Here is a 23,414-nt window from a genome sequence, read left to right as displayed (position 1 = left end):
GTTTGGATCACTTGCCGGCGTCACGGCGGCCGGGCCTACTTGCCCTGCACGGGCCTGCAGTTGGGATAGGCGTCGCACCAGACGGTCCTGGTGACGGTCACGGTGACGGTGGGCCCGGGCTGCCCGCGGGTGGGCGTCCGCGCGGGGGGCGCGGTGGTGGCGTCGCAGTCGCCCAGCCCCTGGACGCGGAACCACTCCTTGCCGTCGACCTTCGCGGTCAGGTCGCCGCGGACGCAGGCGCCCTCGACCACGCGGGTCACCTTGCCGTCGACGGTGATGTCCTGCCCGTCGTCGGTCTCGCCCCGGCAGTCGACGGAGGCGACGGTGTCCTCGTCCGCCGAGGCGGTGGCGCCGTCGTCGCCGTAGGAGGCGGTGCAGGTGAGCCACCTCACCTCCGCCTTCTGCCGCTCGAGTTCCCGCGTCACGGTCCGATCGGTCGTGTACGCCACCGACGCGGAACTGAGCCCGGCGGGGTCGCAGGCGACGAGACCGCCGACGGCGACGACCGCGCTCCCGGCCACCAGAACCGACCGCGGTGCGCGTGACCGCCGCCAAATGCTCCTCAATACCCCCATGGACGGCAGACTGCCACCGGCGGGAGCCTCGCGGTAGGGCGCATACGGCCACTCCGCACCACCTAGGGACCACCTTCGGACGGGACGGGAAACGACCGCAGGCAGCACAGGCTCGTCATGGACGGACGGACCACGTGTCCCTGGAGCCACCGGCAGAAAAAGGGGCCGTGACGGCGTCTGGCGCGACGCCCTCACGCTGTACCGCGACGGCGTCCGCGTCCGGTTCGTCTTCCGCGCGGGCGGACCGGGCTCGGGCCGGTACACCTCCGAGGGCCGGCTCTGGTTCGAGGGCTGCGTGGGCGACGGCCGCGGCAACCTGCTCAACCTGCGCGAACCCGGTGTCGTACGGGCGTTGGCCGAGGAGGCCGGGCGGCGCGGGCCGCTGCCCGCGGCCGGCGGCCGTCCGGTGGAACTGGACGGCTGGGGCCTCTTCCCGGCCGTGGCGTCCCCGGGCGACCGGCCGGACGCCGACGCTCCGTCAGGACCAGCGGCCGGTGCGGGCCAGTAGCACGGCCGTCGCCGCAGTCCCCGCGGTGGAGGTGCGCAGGACGCTGCGCCCCAGCCGGTAGGGCTTCGCGCCGGCCTCCTCGAAGGCCGCCAACTCCTCCGGGGACACCCCGCCCTCGGGCCCGACGACCAGCACGATCTCGCCGGAGGCCGGGAGTTCGGCGGCGGCCAGGGGCTCGTCGCCGCTCTCGTGGAGCACGGCGGCGAGATCGGCGCCGGCCAGCAGCGAGGCGACCTGCTTGGTCGTCGCCGCGTCGGCGACCTCGGGGAAGCGGACCCGGCGGGACTGCTTGCCGGCCTCCCGGGCCGTCGCCCGCCACTTGCCGAGCGCCTTCAGGCCCCGGTCGCCCTTCCACTGGGTGATGCAGCGGGACGCGGCCCACGGCACGATGGCGTCGACGCCGACCTCGGTCATCGTCTCCACGGCCAGCTCGCCGCGGTCGCCCTTGGGCAGGGCCTGGACGACCGTGATGCGGGGCTGCTCCGGGGGCTCCTCGTGCACGCTCTCCAGGTCGGTGACGACCAGGCGGTCCTTGCCCTCCGCCGCCTTGACGACGCCCTCCGCCCAGCGTCCGCGCCCGTCGGTGAGGACGACGTCCTCACCGGGCCGCAGCCGCTTCACGGAGACCGCGTGCCGCCCCTCCGGGCCGTCGAGGACGTACTGGCCGCCCGGGAGGTCGTCGAGGGAGTCCACCACGAACACCGGTGCCGTCATCGGCCCGCACCTCCCGTCGTGTAGCCCGACAACGCTGTCCCGGCGGCGGCGAGTTCGGCCACCAGCACCTCCACCAGCTGACCGGCGGGCAGTTCCCGGGCCATCCGGTGGCCCTGCCCCGCCCACAGCGCCAGGCCCTGTGCGTCGCCCGCCTTCGCCGCCGCCTTCCGCAGCGGCGCGGTGAGGTGGTGGACCTCCGGGTAGGCGGCGGGCGCGTACGGGCCGTGCTCGCGCAGGAAGCGGTTGACCAGGCCCCGGGCCGGGCGTCCGGAGAAGGCGCGGGTCAGTTCGGTCCGGACGAACAGGGGGTTGGTCAGCGCCTGCTTGTGCACCGCGTGCGCCCCGGACTCGGGGGTGGCGAGGAACGCGGTGCCGAGCTGGGCCGCGCTCGCGCCGGCCGCGAGCACCCCGGCGATCTGACCGCCGCGCATGATGCCGCCGGCGGCGACGACGGGCAGGCTCACCGCCTCGCGCACCTGGGCCACCAGCGTCAGCAGCCCGGTCCCGGCACCGTCCGTCTCCGGATCGTCCCGGTGTGTGCCCTGGTGTCCGCCGGCCTCCACGCCCTGCGCGATCACCGCGTCGGCACCGGACCGTTCGACGGCCCGGGCCTCCTCCGGAGTGGTGGCGGTGACCAGGACGAAGGTGCCGGCGCGGTGCAGGGAGTCGACGACCTCGCGGCTCGGGACGCCGAAGTGGAACGACACCACCGGCACGGGGTCGTCCAGCAGCAGCGCGAGCTTGGCCTCGTAGCCGTCGTCACGGCCGCAGTCGGGGTCGCCGAGCTCCGTCTCGTACCAGGCGGCCTCGCCGGCCAGCTGGTGGGCGTAGACGCCGACGGCGGCAGGGTCGGCCGTCTCCGGCTGCGGCATGAAGAGGTTGACGCCGAAGGGGCGGTTCGTCAGCCCCCTGAGCTGCTTGATCTCCTGGTACATCCCGTCCGCGGTCTTGTACCCGGCGGCCAGGAACCCCAGCCCGCCGGCCTCGCAGACGGCGGCGGCGAGCTGCGGCACGGAGACGCCGCCCGCCATGGGAGCCTGCACGATCGGCCTGGGGAAGAGATCGGTCAGCGCGGAGGACATGACGGCATGTTGTCACGTCCTCCGAACAAGTCCGAATCCGGGCTTCCGTCGGCATACGCCAGGAGCATCCGCTCCGCGACGGGCCCGTCAGCGACCGTCGAACGGGTCCCGGGGGGTGCCCACCGGTGCCCGTCACCGACCGTTGAACGCATCCTCCGGCGGCGAGGACAATGCCTGCCGCCCGGGGGCGCGCCCCCGGACACCCGGAAGACCCCGCGGCCGTCCCGCACCGGCAGGCCGACGCGAGGCACGGATCACCCGGTCACCGACCGTTGAACGCGTCCTTCAGCCGCGAGAACAGCCCCTGCTGCCCGGGCTGGAACTGGCCCTGCGGCCGTTCCTCGCCGCGCATCTTGGCCAGCTCCCGCAGCAGGCGTTCCTGCTCGGGGTCGAGCTTGGTGGGGGTCGTCACCTCGACGTGGACGATGAGGTCGCCCCGGCCGCCGCCGCGCAGGTGGGTGACGCCCCGGCCGTGCAGCGGGATCGACTGGCCCGACTGGGTGCCCGGGCGGATGTCGACCTCCTCCATGCCGTCGAGGGTCTCCAGCGGCACCTTGGTGCCGAGGGCCGCCGCCGTCATCGGGATGGTGACCGTGCAGTGCAGGTCGTCGCCGCGACGCTGGAAGGTCGGGTGCGGCAGCTCGTGGATCTCGACGTACAGGTCGCCGGCGGGGCCGCCGCCGGGGCCGACCTCGCCCTCGCCCGCGAGCTGGATCCGCGTGCCGTTGTCGACACCGGCCGGGATCTTCACGGTCAGCGTGCGGCGGGAGCGGATCCGGCCGTCGCCCGCGCACTCCGGGCACGGGGTCGGGACCACGGTGCCGAAGCCCTGGCACTGCGGGCAGGGGCGGGAGGTCATGACCTGACCCAGGAAGGACCGGGTGACCTGGGAGACCTCGCCGCGGCCGCGGCACATGTCACAGGTCTGGGCCGACGTGCCCGGGGCCGCGCCCTCGCCGTTGCAGGTGTTGCAGACGACCGCCGTGTCGACCTGGATGTCCTTGGTCGTGCCGAACGCGGCCTCGTCCAGCTCGACCTCGATGCGGATCATCGCGTCCTGGCCGCGGCGCGTGCGCGAGCGCGGCCCGCGCTGCGACGCCGTGCCGAAGAACGCGTCCATGATGTCCGAGAAGTTCCCGAAGCCGCCCGCGCCGAAGCCGCCCGCGCCGCCGCCGGCCTGGGACAGCGGGTCGCCGCCGAGGTCGTAGACCTGCTTCTTCTGCGGGTCCGACAGCACCTCGTAGGCGGCGTTGATCTCCTTGAACCGCTCCTGCGTCTTCGGATCGGGATTGACGTCCGGGTGCAGCTCGCGTGCGAGCCGCCGGAAAGCCTTCTTGATCTCGTCCTGGGACGCGTCGCGGCGCACGCCGAGTACGGCGTAGTAGTCCGTGGCCACCTACGACTCCGCCAGGATCTGTCCGACGTACCGTGCCACTGCGCGTACCGCTCCCATCGTTCCCGGGTAGTCCATGCGGGTCGGTCCGACCACGCCGAGCTTGGCAACCGCCTCGCCGCCCGAACCGTAGCCCACCGACACGACGGACGTGGAGTTGAGTCCTTCATGGGCGTTCTCATGACCGATACGGACGGTCACGCCCGGATCCTTCGCCTCGCCGAGCAGCTTGAGGAGCACGACCTGCTCCTCCAGCGCCTCCAGGACGGGCCGGATCGTGAGGGGGAAGTCGTGCCCGAAGCGGGTCAGATTGGCGGTGCCGCCGATCATCAGCCGCTCCTCGTTCTCCTCGACCAGCGTCTCCAGGAGAGTGGAGAGCACCGTCGAGACCGTACCGCGGTCCTCGGCCTCGAACGCCTCCGGCAGATCCTCCACCAGGCTCGGCACGTCCGTGAACCGGCGGCCCGCGACCCGGCTGTTGAGCCGCGCGCGCAGGTCCGCGAGGGACGCCTCGCCGAAGGGCGCCGGGCAGTCGACCATCCGCTGCTCGACCCGCCCGGTGTCCGTGATCAGCACGAGCATCAGGCGCGCGGGCGCCAGGGAGAGCAGCTCCACGTGCCGCACGGTCGAGCGGGTCAGCGAGGGGTACTGCACGACGGCGACCTGCCGGGTCAGCTGCGCGAGCAGCCGCACGGTCCGGGCCACCACGTCGTCGAGGTCGACGGCGCCCTCGAGGAAGTTCTGGATGGCGCGCCGCTCGGGCGCGGTCATCGGCTTGACGCCCGCCAGCTTGTCGACGAAGAGCCGGTAGCCCTTGTCGGTCGGGATGCGCCCCGCGCTGGTGTGCGGCTGGGCGATGAACCCCTCCTCCTCCAGGGCCGCCATGTCGTTGCGCACGGTGGCCGGGGAGACGCCGAGGTTGTGCCGCTCGGTGAGGGCCTTGGAGCCCACGGGCTCCTCGGTGCCGACGTAGTCCTGGACGATGGCGCGCAGCACTTGGAGCCTGCGTTCACTGAGCATCGCGCACACCTCCAGAAGTCGTCCGCCCGGTGTTCTCCCTGGCACTCTGCGTGTGCGAGTGCCAGACTTCCCCGGCCCAGTGTACGGCCGTGGGGTACGCACCGGGCAAGGCCGGGCCCGCGCTGCCGCGCCCGGGGGTGTCCCACCGTTAGCGTCGCCGTCATGACGGTGACTTGGGAAGACCTGGGATGGGAGAGGGTGGCGGCCGGAGTGGGACGGTGCCGGCTGCCGGTGTGGGACTGCACCGCGGGGCTGGTGGTGGGCGGCGGCGCGGCGCTGGTGATCGACGCCGGGTCGAGCCTCGGCGAGGGCGCGCGGTTGCGTACGCGGGCGCAGGAACTCGCCGGTCACCGTGTGACGCATCTCGCGCTCACCCACCCCCACTTCGACCACGTCCTCGGCGCGGGGGCCTTCGCCGGCGCCGAGGTGTTCGGCGCGGTGGGCGTGGACGCGGTGCTGACGCGGGGCCGGGAGGAGCTGCGGGCGGACGCGGTGGCCCATGGCCTGGACGCGCGCCGGGCGGAGGAGGCGGTGGACGCCCTGGCGCCCGTCCGTCACCAGGTGTGCGGCGAGTGGACGCTGGACCTGGGCGGCGGCCGGCAGGTCCTGCTGGCCAACGTGGGCCCCGGACACACCGGCCACGACCTGGCCGTGCTGGTGCCCGGCGAGCCGGAGGTCGTCTTCTGCGGCGACCTGGTCGAGGAGTCCGGTGAGCCGCAGGCGGGACCCGACGCCGTGCCGTCCCACTGGCCCGCCGCGCTCGACCGGCTGCTCGACCTGGGCGGCGAGGACGCGCTGTACGTGCCCGGTCACGGCGCGGTGGTGGACGCGGCGTTCGTCCGGGCGCAGCGCGACGCCCTGGCGGTCCGTTTCGGCGTGTCGCGCTGATCACCGCGTACCAAATCCTCGTATCGTCGTCAGAATGCGCCAGTACTCCGCCGACCTGACCCCTCCGTGGAAGAAGCCGCGGCCGGTGCCCGAGGTTCCGGCCGAGCCCGGCCTGGTGGTGGAGGAGCCCGGCACCGGTTTCTGCGGCGCGGTGATCGGCTGCGAGGCGGGCACGGTGACCCTGGAGGACCGCTTCGGCAAGCGCCGGGTGTTCCCGCTCCAGCCGCGCGGCTTCCTGCTGGAGGGCCGCGAGGTGACGCTCGTGAGGTCAGCCTCGGGCCCGGTACGGCCCGCCCGGACGGCGTCCGGTTCCGTCGCCGTCCCCGGCGCACGCGCGCGCGTGGCGCGGGCCGGCCGCATCTACGTCGAGGGCCGGCACGACGCCGAGCTGGTCGAGCGGGTCTGGGGCGACGACCTGCGCATCGAGGGCGTGGTGGTGGAGTACCTGGAGGGCGTGGACGACCTGCCGGCCGTCGTCGAGGAGTTCGGCCCCGGCCCGGACGCCCGCCTCGGCGTCCTGGTGGACCACCTGGTGCCGGGCACGAAGGAGTGGCGGATCGCCGAGTCGGTGACCAGCGAACACGCGCTGGTGGTGGGCCATCCCTTCATCGACATCTGGGAGGCGGTGAAACCGGCGTCGCTGGGCATCGCCGGCTGGCCTCGGGTGCCGCGCGGGCAGGACTGGAAGACGGGGGTGTGCCGGGCGCTGGGCTGGCCGGAGAACACGGGGGCCGCCTGGCAGCAGATCCTGTCGCGGGTGCGGTCGTACAAGGACCTGGAGCCGGCGTTGCTGGGCCGCGTGGAGGAACTGATCGACTTCGTGACGGCACCGGCGTAGCCCGCACCGGCCCGCGGGCATTCGTGCCTGCGTTGCCGCGCTGCGGTCGTGCCCGCGTAGCTGCGGGCAGTCGTGCCTCCCCCAGTGCTGAACGGCCTGGGATGTACCCCCAGGGGCGGCACGGCGGCACCCAGCAAGCGCCGGACCGCGCGCCCCCGGCTCAGCCCCGACGCCGGGCCAACGCCTCAGTCCACCAGGTCCCGCACCACCGCATCCGCCAGCAACCGCCCGCGCAGCGTCAGCACCGCACGCCCCTCCTCGTACGGGCCCTCCTGCAGCAGCCCGTCCGACAGCGCCCGCCGCGACGCCGCGAGCCCCTGCTCACGCAGCAGCGGCAAAGGAACCCCTTCCCGCAGTCGCAGCTCCAGCAGGATGCGCTCCACCCGCCGGTCCTCGTCCGTCAGGACCTCCCGTCCCGCGCCCGGCGACCGCCCCGCCGCCAGCGCAGACGCGTACGCGCCCGGGTGCTTCACGTTCCACCAGCGCACCCCGCCCACGTGGCTGTGGGCGCCGGGTCCCGCGCCCCACCAGTCGGCGCCGCGCCAGTACAGCTCGTTGTGCAGGCAGCGGCCGGCGTCCGAGGTGGCCCAGTTCGACACCTCGTACCAGTCGAAGCCCGCCGCGGACAGTGTCTCCTCGGCGATCAGGTACCGGTCGGCGTGGACGTCGTCGTCGGTCATCGGGACCTCGCCGCGCCGGATGCGCCGGGCCAGCTGGGTGCCCTCCTCCACGATCAGGGCGTAGGCGGAGACGTGGTCCGGTCCGGCGCCGATCGCGGCGTCCAGGGAGGCCCGCCAGTCGTCGTCGGACTCGCCGGGTGTGCCGTAGATCAGGTCGAGGTTGACGTGCTCGAAGCCGGCCGCGCGGGCCTCCGCCACGCAGGCCTCCGGGCGTCCCGGCGTGTGGGTGCGGTCCAGCACCTTCAGCACGTGCTGCTTGGCGCTCTGCATGCCGAAGGAGATCCGGTTGAAGCCGCCCTCCCGCAGGGTGGCGAGGTAGGCCGGGTCCACCGACTCGGGGTTGGCCTCCGTCGTCACCTCCGCGTCCGCCGCGAGGCCGAACTCGTCGCGGATCGCGCGCAGCATCCGCACGAGGTCGCCGGCGGCCAGCAGCGTGGGCGTACCGCCGCCGACGAAGACCGTGCGGACCTCGCGGGGGTCGTCGCCGAGCACCTTGCGGGCCAGGCGGATCTCGTCGGTCAGGGTCTCGGCGTAGTTGTCGCGGGAGGCGAGCACGCCGCCGGTGCCGCGCAGCTCGGTGGCGGTGTAGGTGTTGAAGTCGCAGTAGCCGCAGCGGGTCGCGCAGTACGGGACGTGCAGATAGAAGCCGAGGGGGCGGCCTGCGGCCCCGGCCAGCGCGGACGCGGGCAGGGCGCCGTCGGCGGGGACGGGTTCGCCGTCGGGGAGTGCGGAGGGCATGCGTTCCATTGTCCCGCACCCGCCTCGTACCCCCGGCCGTCACTCCGCCTGGAGCACCAGCAGCGCCAGATCGTCCTCCGGCGGGCGGGCGCCGAACTCGTGCACCAGCCGCCTGATGCGCTCGGCGATCAGCTCCGCGTCCAGCCCCGCGCACCCGGCGAGCGCCGCGGCCAGCCCGTCCCCGTCGTCGAACTGACGGGAGCCGGAGCGCCGCTCGGTGACGCCGTCCGTGACGCACAGCAGCGTGTCGCCGGACCGCATCTCGAACGTCTCGCTGGTGTACGTCGCGTCCTCGACGACCCCGAGCAGGGTCTGGGGCTGCGCGACCGTGCGGACCGTCCCGTCGGGCCCGAGGAGCAGCGGCAGCGGATGTCCGGCGGAGGCGAGGGTGCAGCGGACCGCGCCGTCGACCGGGACCAGCTCGCCGTACAGCAGGGACAGGAAGCGGGTCTGCGGTCCGTCACCGTGCGCGACGGCGCTGCCCCCGGCGGCCACCAGCGCGCGGGCGGCGGCGTCCGCGGCCTCGGTCGCGTCGTCCAGGAGGAGCTGGTTGAGGCGGTCGAGGACGTCCGGGACGCCGTACTCCTCGCGGGCCAGCAGCCGCAGCCAGGGCCGGGCGAGCCCGATGACGACGGCGGCCTCGGGACCCTTGCCCTGGACGTCGCCGACGGCGAAGCACCAGCGGCCGTCGCCGGCCGGGAAGAGGTCGTAGAAGTCGCCGCTCGGGCCGCCCTTGTCGCGCGGCTCGTGGACGAGGGCGCTGCGCACCCCGGGGATCTCGGCGACCGCGCCGGGCAGCAGGCCGCGCTGGAGGACGGCGCTGATGGTGGCCTGCCGGGCGTACTGGCGGGCGGCGCCGATGGCGAGCGCCACCCGGCGGCTGAGGTCCTCGACGAGACCGGTGATCTCGTCGGGGAAGCGGGCGCCGGACCGCCCGATGACCAGGGTGCCCAGCGGCCGGCCGCCCGCGACCAGACGGTAGGCGAGCGCCGAGCCGTGCGTCCCCCGCGGACCGAGCGCCCCGCCCGGCCAGGGGTGGTCGACGGGTCCGGAGTTCCACGGGTCGTGCGGGCGCGGCGGGTCCTTCTCCAGGGCGCGGCGCAGGTCCTCGATGCGGCTCTCACTGGCGTGCCAGACCCGGGCGAGCCGCGACCCCACCGCCGTGCCGGGGTCGTCGCTCCAGGCGCCGCGGCCAAGTGACTCGTCCTCCAGCCACACCGCGCACCAGTCGGCCAGGCGCGGCACGATCAGCTGCCCGGTGAGGGAGGCGACCAGGTCCTCGTCGAGCTGCCCGGCGAGCAGGTCGGAGGCCTCGGCGAGGAAGGAGAGGGCACCGCGGCCCAGCCACTCCCGGTCGCGGACGCCCCGCCAGTCGGACCAGTCCGGCCAGTCCCGCAGGTCCTCCGGTGCGTCCGGCCCGTCCGGCTCCTGGAGGCCCTCGGGGGCGGGCGGAACGGCCGGGCGGTCGTCCGGGGCAACCGCTGGCCCCGTGCGGTCCCCGGGGGCGGGCGGAACGGCCGGGCGGTTGTCCTGGGCAACCGGTGGGCCGAGGTGGTCCCCGGGGGCGGCCGGCACGGGCGAACCGTCCCCCTTGCCCTCCCGGCCCCGGCGGCGGCGCCCGCTGCGCCGGCCCCGCTCGGCCCGGGTGTCCCCGGGCGGTTCCGGGGCCAGGATCTCGGCGACCCGCAGGTCCCGCTCCAGGGCGCGCTCCTCGGCGTACGTCTCGATCTGCTCGGCGACCTCGCCGCCCTCGGCCGGCAACCGCGCCCAGACCGTCTTGGTGCCCGTGCGGTAGGTGATGCCCCAGGCCTCGGAGAGTGTGGCGACGAGCCGCAGCCCGCGCCCGTACTCGGGCGTCTCGTACGGCGTCTCCGAGTCGGCGCCGCGCGGTGCGCGCGACGGGTGGTGGTCGGCGACCTCGATGACGAGCGCGCCGGTCTCCTCCAGCCGGCAGACCACCTCGACCTCGGTGCCGGCGTGGACGACGGCGTTGGTGACCAGCTCGCTGACCGCCACCTGGGCGTCGTCGGTGAGGCGGTCGGTCAGGTGCTCGGTGCCGGGCAGTCCGAGGCCGGCCCAGTCGGCGACGGCCTCCCGCACCAGCGCGCGGGCGGCGCCCGGAGCGAGAGAGCTGCCGGGCAGCACCGCATGCGCCCGCGCGCACTCCCGCGCAGGCTCATCCGAGGCGTGCGCAGGCACCCCACTGGCACGGGAGACGGTCTCCCGTTGCGTCGGAATGGCCCCCATGGAAGCTCCCCGGGCAGTTCGTGCGCATACGCGCAGTCGTTTGCCGACAGAGTGACAGACCGACCGCGCCCATAAGCACGGAGTTACCGAAGTGGGCCGCGATGAGTGAGAACCGTGCTACACGGATGCCCGATGACGGACCGGAAGACGGACGGATCCGATCGCCCGGCCCGCGCGTCCGGCCCGCGCGTTCCGCTCGCCGCGAGGGCCGGTGCCCGGGCCGGCGGCCTCACGGGCGCGCCGGCGGGCCGGGCGCGTCCGAGCCCGGCCCGCCGGCGCTGTGCACGTGGGGTGAGGAACCGCGGTCGCCGACGGCGAGGGGCTCCTCCTGCCTGCGCCGGCTTCCTACGCCTCGCGCGTCCCCTCGTACATCTCGTCGATCAGGTGCTTGTACTCCCGCTCCACGACGGGCCGCTTCAGCTTCAGGCTCGGCGTGATCTCCCCGTGCTCGACGTCGAGGTCCCGCGGCAGCAGCCGGAACTTCTTGACCGTCTGCCAGCGCTGCAGGCCCTCGTTGAGCTGCTTGACGTAGCCGTCGATCAGCTCGACCGTCGCGGGTGCCGCGACGACCTCCGCGTACGGCTTGCCCTGCAGTCCGTTCTCCTTCGCCCACTCCAGGATGGCGGCCTCGTCCAGGGCGATGAGCGCGGTGCAGAAGTTCCGGTCGGCGCCGTGCACCAGGATGTTGGAGACGTACGGGCACACCGCCTTGAACTGGCCCTCGACCTCGGCCGGCGCGATGTACTTGCCGCCGGAGGTCTTGATGAGGTCCTTCTTGCGGTCGGTGATGCGCAGGTAGCCGTCGGGCGAGAGCTCGCCGATGTCGCCGGTGTGGAACCAGCCGTCCGGCTCCAGGACCTCGGCGGTCTTCTCGGGCAGCTTGTGGTAGCCCTGCATGATGCCGGGGCCGCGCAGCAGGATCTCGCCGTCGTCCGCGATGCGCACCTCGGTGCCGGGCAGCGGCTTGCCGACGGTGCCGGTGCGGTACGCCTCGCCGGGGTTCACGAAGGACGCGGCGGAGGACTCGGTGAGGCCGTAGCCCTCCAGGATGTGGATGCCGGCGCCGGCGAAGAAGTACCCGATCTCCGGCGCGAGGGCGGCCGAGCCGGACACGCACGCCCGCAGCTGTCCGCCGAACGCCTCGCGGATCTTCGCGTACACGAGGGCGTCGGCGACCTTGTGCTTGGTGGACAGCCCGAAGGGCGCGGTGCGCGTGCCGGTGCGCTTGAAGTTGTCCTGGGTGACCTTGGCGTACTCCCGGGCGACCTCCGCCGCCCACTGGAAGATCTTGTACTTGGCCGCGCCGCCGGCCCGGGCCTTGGCGGCGACGCCGTTGTAGACCTTCTCGAAGATGCGGGGTACGGCCGCCATGTAGGTCGGCTGGACGACCGGAAGGTTCTCGATGATCTTGTCGACGCGGCCGTCGACGGCGGTGACGTGACCGGCCTCGATCTGGCCGGAGGTCAGCACCTTGCCGAAGACGTGCGCGAGCGGCAGCCAGAGGTACTGCACGTCGTCGCCGGTGACGAGGCCGGTCGCGGCGATCGCCTTGGCCATGTACGACCAGTTGTCGTGCGGCAGGCGGACACCCTTGGGCCGGCCGGTGGTGCCGGAGGTGTAGATGAGGGTGGCGAGCTGGTCCTTGGTGATCGCACCGACCCGCTCCTTGATCAGCTGCGGGTCCTTCTCCAGACGGGCGGCGCCGCGGCTCTCGAGCTCCTGGAGGGTCAGCACCCAGTCCTCGCCGGTGTCGGCGCCGGTGGCGTCGATCACCACGACGTGGGTCAGGTCGGGCAGCTCGCCGCGCTTCTCCCTCGCCTTGGCCAGCTGGGCGGCGTCCTCCGCGATGAGCACCCTGCTCTCGGAGTCGGACAGGATGTACGCCGACTCGTCGGCGTTGGTCTGCGGATAGACCGTGGTCGTCGCCGCGCCGGCGCACATGATGCCGAGGTCGGCCAGGATCCACTCCATCCGGGTGGAGGAGGCCAGCGCCACCCGCTGCTCGGGCTGCACTCCGAGTTCGATCAGACCCGCCGCGATCGCGTAGACCCGCTCGGCGGCCTGCGCCCAGCTCAGCGACTTCCAGTCGTCCGGGCCCTCGCCGGAAGCCGGCGGCACGGGGTAGCGGTACGCCTCCGCGTCCGGCGTGGCCGCCACGCGCTCCAGGAAGAGTCCCGCCACGGAGGGCGGACGGTTCTCGATCAGTGTCTGTGTGTCGCTCACGACATCCTCCGGGCCCGCGACGGTGCGGCTGGCTCAGGTGCGGCTGGGTTCACTCTCGGGCGATTGTTTAACTCACGAGTAACTATCGAGCAGGCATCAGAGTAAAGGGCGACCGGCCTGCGCGTAAGACTCCGCGCCCTGTCACTTCCTACGAAGGGAGACCGGGTGCACACGAAGGGACCCGCCGCACTTTTGTACGACGGGCCCCTTGGTGTCCGCTTTGCCGCGTGTGGGCGGGACAGTGCGCGATTACTTCTTGCCCTTGCCCGAACCCGCGCTGTCATCACTGGAGAGAACGGCGATGAAGGCCTCCTGCGGAACCTCCACGGAACCCACCATCTTCATCCGCTTCTTGCCTTCCTTCTGCTTCTCCAGCAGCTTCCGCTTACGGGAGATGTCACCGCCGTAGCACTTGGCGAGGACGTCCTTGCGGATGGCGCGGATGGTCTCGCGGGCGATCACCCGGGAACCGATGGCGGCCTGGACCGGCACCTCGAAGGCCTGCCTCGGGATGAGCTCCTTCAGCTTGGCGACGAGCCGGACGCCGTACGCGTACGCCTGGTCCTTGTGGGTGATCGCCGAGAAGGCGTCCACCTTGTCGCCGTGCAGCAGGATGTCGACCTTGACCAGGCTGGAGGTCTGCTCGCCGGTGGGCTCGTAGTCCAGCGAGGCGTAGCCGCGGGTCTTGGACTTCAGCTGGTCGAAGAAGTCGAAGACGATCTCCGCGAGCGGGAGGGTGTAGCGGATCTCCACCCGGTCCTCGGAGAGGTAGTCCATGCCGAGCAGGGTGCCGCGCCGGGTCTGGCACAGCTCCATGATCGAGCCGATGAACTCGGTCGGCGCGAGGATCGTGGCGCGCACGACCGGCTCGTAGACCTCGTTGATCTTGCCCTCGGGGAACTCGCTCGGGTTGGTGACGGTGTGCTCGGAGCCGTCCTCCATGACCACGCGGTAGACCACGTTGGGCGCGGTGGCGATCAGGTCGAGCCCGAACTCACGCTCCAGCCGCTCACGGATCACGTCGAGGTGCAGCAGGCCGAGGAAGCCGACGCGGAAACCGAAGCCGAGGGCGGCGGAGGTCTCCGGCTCGTAGACCAGCGCGGCGTCGTTGAGCTGGAGCTTGTCCAGCGCCTCGCGCAGTTCGGGGTAGTCCGAGCCGTCCAGCGGATACAGCCCGGAGAACACCATGGGCTTGGGGTCCTTGTACCCGCCGAGCGCCTCCTCGGCGCCCTTCTGCTGGCTGGTGACGGTGTCACCGACCTTGGACTGGCGGACGTCCTTCACACCGGTGATGAGGTATCCCACCTCGCCGACGCCGAGACCGTCGGCGGGCAGCATCTCCGGCGAGTTGGTGCCGATCTCCAGCAGCTCGTGCGTGGCGCCGGTGGACATCATCCGGATGCGCTCGCGCTTGTTCAGCTGACCGTCGATGACACGGACGTACGTCACGACACCGCGGTAGGAGTCGTAGACCGAGTCGAAGATCATCGCGCGGGCGGGCGCGTCCTTGACGCCGACCGGGGCCGGGATCTCGGCGACGACCTTGTCGAGCAGGTCCTCGACGCCGAGGCCGGTCTTCGCGGAGACCTTGAGCACGTCGTCCGGCTCGCAGCCGACCAGGTTGGCCAGTTCCTCGGCGAACTTCTCGGGCTGCGCGGCCGGCAGGTCGATCTTGTTCAGCACGGGGATGATCGTGAGGTCGTTCTCCATCGCCAGGTAGAGGTTGGCGAGGGTCTGCGCCTCGATGCCCTGGGCGGCGTCGACGAGGAGGATGGTCCCCTCGCACGCGGCGAGCGACCGCGAGACCTCGTAGGTGAAGTCGACGTGCCCCGGGGTGTCGATCATGTTGAGGATGTGCGTGTTGCCCTTGTCGTGGGTGGGGGCCCACGGCAATCGCACCGCCTGGGACTTGATCGTGATGCCGCGCTCGCGCTCGATGTCCATGCGGTCGAGGTACTGGGCGCGCATCTGCCGCTGCTCGACCACACCGGTCAGCTGGAGCATCCGGTCGGCGAGCGTGGACTTGCCGTGGTCGATGTGCGCGATGATGCAGAAGTTGCGGATCAGAGCCGGGTCGGTACGGCTCGGCTCGGGCACATGGCTAGGGGTCGCGGGCACGCAGGGTCCTGATTCTTGAGGCGTCCGCAGTGTCTGCGGTCTCGGGTCGGATCGTCACGTAGCTTCCATGGTCCCACGGGCGGGGACCTGGGACGGGTTTGGGCCACTGAATGGGCCGCTGGTAGTGTGGGGGGCTGTGTCTCATGCCCTCTCAGCGCGAGGCACGTCTTCAAGAAATCATCGGTACGGGTCCCGTGCGGTCCTGTGCCAGAACCTGAAAAGGCTCATTCGTGGCGAACATCAAGTCCCAGATCAAGCGGATCAAGACCAACGAGAAGGCTCGGCTGCGCAACAAGGCCGTCAAGTCCTCCCTGAAGACCGCGATCCGCAAGGCTCGTGAGGCCGCTGCCGCGGGCGACGTCGAGAAGGCCACCGAGTACCAGCGCGCTGCCGCGCGTCAGCTCGACAAGGCCGTCTCCAAGGGCGTCATCCACAAGAACCAGGCCGCCAACAAGAAGTCGGCGCTGGCTCAGAAGGTCGCCGCCCTCAAGGGCTGAACCCTTTATCTGGTCTGACCGCCGGAAGGACCCAGGGCGGGCCCTCTCTCATCCGCTCCCGACCGGCACCCGAGGATCCGCGCGCGGCCTGCGTTCGCCACGCGGGCGCGGATCCAGCAGCTTCATCCGTGGGTCCCGCCGTCCCGCCCTTTCCCGGGGTCGGGCGGCGGGACCTTCGGCTTGTCGCGACCTGGTGCGCGGAACCGGCGGGGTGCGGTTCTCCTACGACCAGAAGCCGTTGCTCGCTTCCATGTCCTCCACGCACTCGTCGAGGTCCGTGACCTTGTCCCCGACGATCCGGAAGACGATGCATCCGGTCTGGTCCAGACGCATGCCGTTCCGCTCGGCGGTGAACCGGCTCACGCCGACCGCGTGACCCCGGCCGTCGACGGCGATGCTGCTCAGCTCGACGCGGAACGTGCCGTTCGTCTCCTCGGCGAGCCGCCCGTACATCGCGATGATCGCGTCCTGGCCCTTGTAGTCGCCCGACAGCGGATGACTGCCGGGCACATGGTGCGTGGCGTCCTTCGCCATCAGCTCCCGCAGGGCGTTCATGTCCCCGCGCGAGAAGGCCTCGTAGCCCTTGCGGACGAGCGCTGCGTGCGGGTGCTCGACCATGCCGATCGCCACCTTTCTGCCGTGTGGGCGATGTCGGCTGACACTTCCGATTCTCCTCCCCCGCACGGCCACGGCGAACGGCCCACCGGCCCCGCCAGGGGCACTCAGACGCCGTCCGGTCGCGCACGCACCGGACACCGTGGGCCCGCCGAACGGGCGGACGGCGGGAGTGCGCCGGACAGCCCCTGGCCCGCCCCTAGCCCCGTCCCCTCGACCGCGCTGCCCTGGCGATGGTCACGACCGCCTTCTCCAGGGCGTACTCGGGATCGTCGCCCCCGCCCTTCACTCCGGCGTCCGCCTCGGCGACCGCCCGCAGGGCCACGGAGACACCGTCGGGTGTCCAGCCGCGCATCTGCTGCCGCACGCGGTCGATCTTCCAGGGCGGCATGCCGAGCTCACGGGCGAGGTCGGCGGGACGGCCACCGCGCGCGGACGACAGCTTGCCGATCGCCCGCACGCCCTGCGCCAGCGCGCTGGTGATCATCACCGGCGCCACCCCGGTCGCCAACGACCAGCGCAGCGCCTCCAGCGCCTCCGCCGCCCGCCCCTCGACCGCCCGGTCGGCGACCGTGAAGCTGGATGCCTCGGCACGTCCCGTGTAGTACCGCCCGACGACCGCCTCGTCGATCGTCCCCTCGACGTCCGCGACCAGCTGGGACACCGCCGACGCCAGCTCCCGCAGGTCGCTGCCGATCGCGTCGACCAGTGCCTGGCACGCCTCCGGCGTGGCCGACCGCCCGGTGGTGCGGAACTCCGCCCGGACGAAGGCCAGCCGGTCGGCGGGCTTGGTCATCTTCGGGCAGGCCACCTCCCGCGCCCCCGCCTTGCGTGCGGCGTCCAGCAGGCCCTTGCCCTTGGCTCCGCCCGCGTGCAGGAGCACGAGGGTGATCTCCTCGGCGGGCGCTCCGACGTAGGCCTTCACGTCCTTGACCGTGTCGGCGGACAGGTCCTGCGCATTGCGTACGACCACGACTTTGCGCTCCGCGAAGAGCGACGGGCTGGTGAGCTCGGCGAGCGTGCCGGGCTGCAGCTGGTCCGGGGTGAGGTCGCGTACGTCCGTGTCGGCGTCGGCGGCCTTCGCGGCGGCCACCACTTCCTGCACGGCACGGTCGAGCAGGAGGTCCTCCTGGCCCACGGCGAGGGTCACCGGGGCGAGAGGGTCGTCGTTCGCAGTCTTCCTGGCCATCGCGACAAGCATCGCACGCGCCACTGACAACGCGTCCCGCCCGCGCGGAGCGCGCACGCGGCCGCACGGGGCGCTCCCCCGCCACCGCGGGCACGACGGCTACGGCTCCTCGCGCCAGCCGTCCCACTCCGCCGCGAACTCGTCCAGCTCGCCCGGGTCCAGCCGTTCTCCCTCGTCCCGCAGGACGACGAGCCACTGGGCGTCCTCGGCGTCGTCCTCGCCGGCCAGGGCGTCCCGGACGAGCCGCGGCTCCTCGTCGACGCCGAACCGCTCGCCCAGCGCCTGAGCCACCTCTTCCGCGGCCTCGCGGTCGGGCAGCACCAGCACATGTCTCACGTCACTCACGGGAGCCATTGTCGGACACCGCGCGGGAAGCGGACCGCCAGGTCAGCCCTTGGGCACGATCTGCACGTCGAGGCCGATCCGGATACTCGGTCCGACCACCGCGATACCGCGGGCCAGCATGGTCTGCCAGCTCACCGTGAAGTCGTCGCGGTGGAGTTCGGTGGTGGCCCGGCAGGCCGCCCGCACCTCGCCCTCCATGCCGTTGCCGAGTCCGAGGTACTCGGTGTCGAGCGTGACCGTGCGCGTCACACCGTGCAGCGACAGCGCCCCGGTGACGGCCCAGCGGTTGCCGCCGCGGTGCACGAACCGGTCGCTGTAGAACTCCAGGGTCGGGAATCGCTGCACGTCCAGGAAGTCCGCCGACCGCAGGTGGTCGTCGCGCATCCTCACGTTGGTGTCGATGGACGCCGCGTCGATCACCACGTGCATCGCGGACCGTTCCATCTCGTCGGCGATCCGCACCGCCCCCGCGAAGGAGTTGAAGCGGCCGTGGATCCGGGCCAGTCCGATGTGCCGCGCGGTGAAGGCGATCGAGGAGTGCGCCGGCTCGATCTCCCAGTCGCCCGGGGCGGGCAGCTCCGGCGGCTGGGCCACCTGCAAGGTCACGTCGCCGAGCGAGGCGAGCGAGTTCTCGGTGACGGTGGCCGCCGCCCGGTAGGGCGTGTACCCCTCGGCGGACACCGCGAGCCGGTACTCGCCCGCCGGCACCGTGGCCACGAAGGACCCGAAGGGGTCCGTCCCGCCGCCGACCACCTTGCGCCCCATGGTGTCGCTGATCGCGAACTCCGCGTTCCTCACCGGCTCGTTGACCGGATCGAGCACCCGGCAGCTCAGCACTCCCGCGTCCGGCGGCGTCTGCACCGCCGCCAGAGGACCCGTCCGTTGCATCCGCTTCGTTCGGCTTTCCAGCCAGCGGCCGATCATCTACGACACCCTCTGCCCGACGTGAGAACACCCATTACCGGTGATGCATTCGATCACCGTTGGGGCTTTCGAGGCAACACGGGCCCACATCACGGGAATCCGGCACATGTGCTGGGACTACGCATGAGTAGCACCCTGTGGCCCGAATTGACCGAACGCGTCGGGATTACGCACGGCCGGTGCACGGTCCAGGCCGATGCCGAAGCGGTCCCGGTACACCGCGAGCACCTCCTCGTCCGTCGCCAGCTCGCGCACCTCCCGCTCCCCGTCCACGGTCGTCAGCGTGAGTCTGCGGCCGCTGAGGGTGATCCGTCCTCCCTCATCGGTGAGGCGTGAACAGACCAGCGACTGCAGGAAGTGGGACCGGGGGGAGGTGCTGTGCCACCACGCCCCGGCCACGAAGTCGCCGAGCACCCGCGGGCGCAGCTCCACCCGGTACACGGGCTTCCCGTCGCGCAGTACGTCCAGGTCCGCGGCCCGTGCCGAGTCGTGTCCGCCGCGTACCCCGGCCGCGTCCGGACCCGCCTCGACGATCCGGAACGCGCCCCCGCGGTCCTCCTGCTCGCCCCGTTCCCCGAATGCCAGCGGCAGGTGGCTGTGCGCCCCGAAGCCCACGTCGGCCAGCCAGTCGCCCCCGTCCACCGTCCGCACCAGCAGCGCCATGTGGTCGTACGGGATGCCGAGCCGGCCCCCGTCGCCGTACACCCGGGCCGCGAGGAGCGTGACCTCGTAGCCCAGAGCCGTGAGCAACGCTCCGAAGGCGCCGTTGAGTTCGTAGCAGAACCCGCCCCGTCGCGCGCCCACCACCTTGTCCAGCAGCCGCGTCTCCTCCAGCACGATCTCCTCGCCCAGATGGACGGACAGGTTCTCGAACGGGACGGTCCGCAGATGGCGCAGGTGCAGCTCGCGCAGGACGTCGACGGTGGGCCACGCCGGGTACTCGGCTCCCAGACGGCGGAGATAGGCATCAACCTGTGCGGGTTTCATGGGCTCAGTCTCCCGCCACCCGCAGCTCCTCGCCCGTACCCGCGACCGCCAGGGCCCCGTCCCGGTCCGTCCGCAGCACCGCCGCGCCGTGGGCGTGCAGCGCCGCGAGCGTGCCGGGCGCGGGATGCCCGTACGGGTTGTCCTCGCCGCAGGAGATCAGCGCCAGCCGCGGAGCCGCCCTCCGCAGCAGTCCGGGGTCCTGGTGGGCGGAGCCGTGGTGGGCCACTTTGAGCACGTCCACCCCTGCCAGCTCCGCTGCCGCCGGGGATCTCGCCAGCTCCCGCTGGGCCGGTGGTTCGAGGTCCCCGAGCAGCAGCAGGCGCAGCCCGGCCGTGCGGACCAGCAGGGTGACGCTGGCGTCGTTGGCCCCTTCCCCGCCCGGCACCGGACCCGGCCACCGGCTCCGCGGCGGACCGGCCGGCGGCCACACCACCTGCCAGGACAGCGCACCGGCCCGCCGCTGTTCGCCGGCGAGGGCGTGCCGCACGGGGATGTGCCGTGCCGCCGCCAGGGCGCGCACCGACTCCGCCTGGTCCACCGGCTCCTGGAGCCCGGTCGTCTCGATCGCACCCACCGAACGTCCCCTCAGCACCCCCGGCAGTCCCGCCACGTGGTCGGCGTGGAAATGGGTCAGTACGACGAGGGGGACGCGGGTGATGCCGAGGTCGCGCAGACAGCGGTCGACGAGCGTCGGATCGGGTCCGGCGTCCACGACCACGCCCGTACCCGGGCCGGCCGCGAGCACCATGGCGTCGCCCTGCCCCACGTCACACATCACCAGCCGCCAGCCCGGCGGCGGCCACCCCGTGATCACCCTGGCCAGCGGCGGTGGCTGCACCACCGCGAGCGCCAGCAGCACCGCGTAGAGGCCGCACCACCAGGGGTGCCGCAGCAGCCGTCGGCCGACGAGCAGCACGCCCACCGTGACGAGGGCGAGCAGCGCGGCCCCGGTCCAGCTGCCCGGCCAGTCCACCCCCGCGCCGGGCAGCGCCGCCCCGGTGCGGGCGATCCCCGCGAGCCACTCGGCGGGCCAACTCGCGCACCAGGCGAACCCTTTGGCCACCGGCATCGCCACCGGCGCCGTGGCCAGCGCCCCGAAGCCCAGCACGGTCGCCGGCGCGACGGCGAACTCCGCGAGCAGGTTGCACGGCACCGCCACCAGGCTCACCCGGGCCGACAGCACGACGACCACCGGCGCGCACAGGGCCTGCGCGGCGGCAGCGGCGGCCAGTGCCTCGGCGAGCCGGGGCGGTACCCGGCGCCGGCGCAGCGCCGTGCTCCACCGGGGCGCGAGGGTGAGCAGGGCGCCGGTGGCCAGCACGGAGAGGAGGAAGCCGTAACTGCGGGCCAGCCGCGGGTCGTACAGCACCAGCAGCAGCACCGCCGTCGCCAGCGCCGGGATCAGGGATCTGCGCCGCCCGGTGGCGAGGGCGAGCAGGGCGACGGCCCCGCAGGCGGCGGCCCGCAGCACACTGGGGTCCGGTCGGCACACGACGACGAATCCCAGGGCGAGCGCCCCGCCGAGCAGCGCGGTCGTCCGCAGGGAGATGCCGAGGCGGGGCGCCAGTCCCCGGCGCTCGCTGTACTGGGCCAGCCCGGGCGGCCCGAGCAGCAGGGCCAGCAGGATCGTGAAGTTGGCCCCGGACACGGCCAGCGTGTGCGCCAGGTCGGTCTCCTTGAAGGCTTCGTCCAGCTCCGGCGTGATCCGCGAGGTGTCCCCGACGACCAGCCCCGGCAGCAGTGCCCGCGCGTCCGCGGACAGACCGCCGGTGGCCTCCCGCAGGCCGGCGCGCATGCGCCCCGCCAGCCGCTGCGGGCCCGACGGCCCGGCCACCACCTCCGGGGCGGCTCCGCCCCGCACGCGCAGCACGGCGGCGACCCGGTCCCCGTCCGCCAAGGAGGGCGCCGACCGCGCGGTGACGCGCAGCCGCGTGGTCGGCAGCAGCCCCAGCCACCGCGAGGCGCCCGGCCCGCCGCCGGCGACCCGCGAGGCGTCCGAGCCGCCCGCCGGGTGCCGCACCGCCGCCCCGGCACCCACGTCGACGATCAGCAGCGCCGGCGCGCGTGTCTCCACCGCCGTTCCGCCCACCCGCACCACTCGCCGTACGTCGGCTTCGACGAGCACCGCGGGCGGCGCGGCGCGGTCTCCCCGGACGCGGGGCCGGGCGAGGCGTGGGTCGGCGGTGACCTCCACCTCGGCGGTGAAGGTGGCGTACCGCCGCGCCAGTTCCGGCACGGGACCGCGGTGCAGGTCCGCCCCGTGCAGTGCGGCCGAGGCGGCGGACGCGGCGACGCAGAGCAGTACGGCGGCGGCCGACGCCCGGAGCCGTCCCTGTCTCGTGCCCCGACGCGCCGTCAGCAGTACGCCCGCCACCGCGAGACAGACGGCCACGGCACCGACGGCCCATCCGTGCGGCACGGCCGGCACGAGGGCCGCCGTCGCCCAGGCAGCGAGCGCGGGCGGCACGAGCCGCAGGTCCGCGGGTCCCTCCTGCCGGGGCCGGGCGGCACCGAGCCGATGCCCCGAGGCGGCGTGCACGGCCGCCCGTACACGGGGCGTCCGGCCGACGGGGCCGGTGGCGGCGGCGGTGGCGGTGGCGGTGGCATCGTGGGTCGCCGCCGGGGCGAGGGAGGCCGCGCGCCGGGGCGCGTCGGAAGGCTGCGTCATGGCCGTACGAGGTTCCGGAGTTCGGCGAAGCGGCGCTCGCCGATGCCGTTGACCTCGCGCAGCTCGTCCACCGAGCGGAAGCCGCCCTGCCGCGTGCGGTAGTCGATGATGTGCTGGGCCAGCACGGGGCCGACGCCCGGCAGCGTGTCGAGCTGGTCGGCGGTCGCCGTGTTGAGCGAGACGGGAGCCGCCGGGGCCGCCCCGACCGCCGCGCCGGCCGGCCCACCGGGGGCGGTGCCGACCGGGCCGGGGGCGGACGCCCCGACGATCACCTGCTCGCCGTCCACCAGGAAGCGGGCCCGGTTCAGCCCGTCGGTCTTCGTACCGGCGCGCACACCACCGGCCGCGCGCAGGGCGTCCGCGACCCGTGAACCGGCCGGCAGCCGGTGGATTCCGGGTTCGCGGACCTTGCCGGCGACGTCCACCACGATCTCGGCGCCGGCCGTGGCCTCGGGCGCGCCGGACGGCGTGCCCGGCCCGGTCCTCTCGTCCGCTGCGCCGGTGCGCTGCCCGTCCCCGCCGTACCGCGGCGCCGCCCGCACCACCTCGGGCGCGGCCACGGTCTGGGTCCGTCCGGTCCAGTAGTGCTGCACGGCGAGGACCGCGGCGACGGCGAGGAGCAGTGTGAGCGCGACCGCGCTGCGTCGTTCCAGCCCGCACCTCGTCTGCAACCACACCGGCATCCGCTCCCGCAGCGCCTGCCCGGCCCGCTCCCGCCAGGTCCCCGGCGAGCGGTCGAAGCCGTCGGGCACGGCGGCGGTCGACCCGGCGGCGTTCGCGGCCTGTGGAGTCTCACCGGCCGCCCCGGGTGGCCCTGCGGAGCCCTCCACGGCGCCCCCGAGCTCCCGGGTTCCCGGCGTTCCCCCGGGTGGACCCTTTCCCGACTCCCGCCACCGCCCGGCGTGTTCGCCACGGCCGGCGAAGAGCACCTCGGCGCGCCGGCGCAGTTCTTCGGCCGACGCGTGACGCTGCTGTGCCCGGCCGTGGGCACGGGGACGGGTCCGGCCGTGCCTGCGGGTACGGCCGTCGGAGGCCGGGCCACGGCCCGGGCCGCTGGTCGCGGTCGCTGTGCGTGAACGTGATCGAAGAACCATGCGCCGAGGATCCGGCACCTCGGCCCACTCGCGATGATCTTGGTCGTTTCCCGGGGACTACCGCCGGGTTG

General features: G+C 73.3%; 20 protein-coding genes. 4 read left to right on the top strand and 16 right to left on the bottom strand.

The genetic code is table 11. The features are described 5' to 3' along the window. Nucleotides 1-35: 35 nt before the first annotated feature. Nucleotides 36-575 (bottom strand): hypothetical protein, encoded by a 540-nt coding sequence (locus IE260_RS12785; RefSeq protein WP_189871093.1) that lies wholly within the window; start codon nucleotides 573-575, stop codon nucleotides 36-38. A 295-nt stretch (nucleotides 576-870) separates the two neighbouring features. On the opposite strand from IE260_RS12785, the gene IE260_RS41640 reads away from it, so the two are divergent. Beyond that, complete coding sequence (locus tag IE260_RS41640) at nucleotides 871-1,083, top strand: hypothetical protein (protein ID WP_229880719.1); 213 nt, start codon at nucleotides 871-873, stop codon at nucleotides 1,081-1,083. Here the strand turns inward: IE260_RS41640 and IE260_RS12775 are convergent. The 4 genes from IE260_RS12775 to hrcA all read right to left on the bottom strand — a co-directional run bounded on the left by IE260_RS12775 (nucleotide 1,054) and on the right by hrcA (nucleotide 5,292). Further along, the gene (locus IE260_RS12775; protein ID WP_189871091.1) at nucleotides 1,054-1,797 is read right to left on the bottom strand and encodes a 16S rRNA (uracil(1498)-N(3))-methyltransferase; all 744 of its coding nucleotides are present in this window, start codon (nucleotides 1,795-1,797) and stop codon (nucleotides 1,054-1,056) included. The two genes, IE260_RS41640 and IE260_RS12775, sit on opposite strands and share 30 nt — an antisense overlap. Beyond that, nucleotides 1,794-2,879: a nitronate monooxygenase gene (locus tag IE260_RS12770; protein WP_189871089.1), complete on the bottom strand. Its 1,086-nt coding sequence runs from the start codon at nucleotides 2,877-2,879 to the stop codon at nucleotides 1,794-1,796. Before IE260_RS12770 ends, IE260_RS12775 begins: the two co-directional genes overlap by 4 nt. A 262-nt stretch (nucleotides 2,880-3,141) precedes the next feature. After that, entirely contained in the window at nucleotides 3,142-4,275 is a 1,134-nt protein-coding gene (gene dnaJ / locus IE260_RS12765; RefSeq protein WP_189871088.1) for a molecular chaperone DnaJ, read from the bottom strand. Further along, complete coding sequence (gene hrcA, locus IE260_RS12760) at nucleotides 4,276-5,292, bottom strand: heat-inducible transcriptional repressor HrcA (protein WP_189871086.1); 1,017 nt, start codon at nucleotides 5,290-5,292, stop codon at nucleotides 4,276-4,278. Between the two features lie 162 nt (nucleotides 5,293-5,454). On the opposite strand from hrcA, the gene IE260_RS12755 reads away from it, so the two are divergent. Both IE260_RS12755 and IE260_RS12750 read left to right on the top strand, forming a co-directional pair. Continuing rightward, nucleotides 5,455-6,180, top strand: a complete 726-nt coding sequence (locus IE260_RS12755) for an MBL fold metallo-hydrolase (protein WP_189871083.1) — start codon at nucleotides 5,455-5,457, stop codon at nucleotides 6,178-6,180. Between the two features lie 34 nt (nucleotides 6,181-6,214). After that, the gene (locus IE260_RS12750) at nucleotides 6,215-7,018 is read left to right on the top strand and encodes a DUF3097 domain-containing protein (RefSeq protein WP_189871081.1); all 804 of its coding nucleotides are present in this window, start codon (nucleotides 6,215-6,217) and stop codon (nucleotides 7,016-7,018) included. Between the two features lie 185 nt (nucleotides 7,019-7,203). Here IE260_RS12750 and hemW read toward each other — a convergent pair whose 3' ends face one another. From hemW to lepA, 4 genes are all read right to left on the bottom strand, one after another. Beyond that, nucleotides 7,204-8,436 carry a radical SAM family heme chaperone HemW gene (gene hemW, locus IE260_RS12745; protein WP_189871079.1) on the bottom strand — a complete coding sequence of 411 codons (1,233 nt, stop codon included), beginning with the start codon at nucleotides 8,434-8,436 and terminating at the stop codon, nucleotides 7,204-7,206. A 39-nt stretch (nucleotides 8,437-8,475) separates the two neighbouring features. Next, nucleotides 8,476-10,683: a SpoIIE family protein phosphatase gene (locus IE260_RS12740; protein WP_189871077.1), complete on the bottom strand. Its 2,208-nt coding sequence runs from the start codon at nucleotides 10,681-10,683 to the stop codon at nucleotides 8,476-8,478. A gap of 345 nt (nucleotides 10,684-11,028) precedes the next feature. Further along, nucleotides 11,029-12,906 carry an AMP-dependent synthetase/ligase gene (locus tag IE260_RS12735; RefSeq protein WP_189871075.1) on the bottom strand — a complete coding sequence of 626 codons (1,878 nt, stop codon included), beginning with the start codon at nucleotides 12,904-12,906 and terminating at the stop codon, nucleotides 11,029-11,031. A gap of 249 nt (nucleotides 12,907-13,155) precedes the next feature. Next, nucleotides 13,156-15,024 (bottom strand): translation elongation factor 4, encoded by a 1,869-nt coding sequence (gene lepA / locus IE260_RS12730; protein ID WP_189871073.1) that lies wholly within the window; start codon nucleotides 15,022-15,024, stop codon nucleotides 13,156-13,158. A gap of 230 nt (nucleotides 15,025-15,254) precedes the next feature. Between lepA and rpsT the strand changes: the two genes are divergently transcribed. Continuing rightward, nucleotides 15,255-15,521, top strand: a complete 267-nt coding sequence (gene rpsT, locus IE260_RS12725; protein ID WP_010042013.1) for a 30S ribosomal protein S20 — start codon at nucleotides 15,255-15,257, stop codon at nucleotides 15,519-15,521. 222 nt (nucleotides 15,522-15,743) lie between these two features. Here the strand turns inward: rpsT and IE260_RS12720 are convergent, their stop codons facing one another. The 7 genes from IE260_RS12720 to IE260_RS12690 all read right to left on the bottom strand — a co-directional run bounded on the left by IE260_RS12720 (nucleotide 15,744) and on the right by IE260_RS12690 (nucleotide 23,343). Next, nucleotides 15,744-16,139, bottom strand: a complete 396-nt coding sequence (locus tag IE260_RS12720) for a nuclear transport factor 2 family protein (RefSeq protein WP_189871071.1) — start codon at nucleotides 16,137-16,139, stop codon at nucleotides 15,744-15,746. 196 nt (nucleotides 16,140-16,335) lie between these two features. Next, nucleotides 16,336-17,325: a DNA polymerase III subunit delta gene (gene holA / locus IE260_RS12715; RefSeq protein ID WP_189871069.1), complete on the bottom strand. Its 990-nt coding sequence runs from the start codon at nucleotides 17,323-17,325 to the stop codon at nucleotides 16,336-16,338. Nucleotides 17,326-17,424: 99 nt separating this feature from the next. Further along, nucleotides 17,425-17,679, bottom strand: a complete 255-nt coding sequence (locus IE260_RS12710) for a hypothetical protein (RefSeq protein ID WP_189871067.1) — start codon at nucleotides 17,677-17,679, stop codon at nucleotides 17,425-17,427. 33 nt (nucleotides 17,680-17,712) lie between these two features. Further along, nucleotides 17,713-18,594, bottom strand: coding sequence for a YceI family protein (locus IE260_RS12705; RefSeq protein ID WP_189871065.1), 882 nt, complete (start codon nucleotides 18,592-18,594; stop codon nucleotides 17,713-17,715). Nucleotides 18,595-18,711: 117 nt separating this feature from the next. Continuing rightward, on the bottom strand, nucleotides 18,712-19,581 hold the full coding sequence (locus IE260_RS12700) for an arylamine N-acetyltransferase family protein (protein WP_189871063.1): 870 nt from the start codon (nucleotides 19,579-19,581) through the stop codon (nucleotides 18,712-18,714). 4 nt (nucleotides 19,582-19,585) lie between these two features. Then, nucleotides 19,586-22,249 (bottom strand): ComEC/Rec2 family competence protein, encoded by a 2,664-nt coding sequence (locus IE260_RS12695; RefSeq protein WP_189871061.1) that lies wholly within the window; start codon nucleotides 22,247-22,249, stop codon nucleotides 19,586-19,588. After that, complete coding sequence (locus IE260_RS12690) at nucleotides 22,246-23,343, bottom strand: ComEA family DNA-binding protein (protein WP_189871058.1); 1,098 nt, start codon at nucleotides 23,341-23,343, stop codon at nucleotides 22,246-22,248. Before IE260_RS12690 ends, IE260_RS12695 begins: the two co-directional genes overlap by 4 nt. Nucleotides 23,344-23,414: the final 71 nt, after the last annotated feature.

The sequence above is a fragment of the Streptomyces viridiviolaceus genome (assembly GCF_014650995.1).
Taxonomy (GTDB): Bacteria; Actinomycetota; Actinomycetes; order Streptomycetales; family Streptomycetaceae; genus Streptomyces; species Streptomyces viridiviolaceus.
Note: the sequence above shows the minus strand (reverse complement) of the source record. Positions and strands in the feature narration are given on the sequence as shown.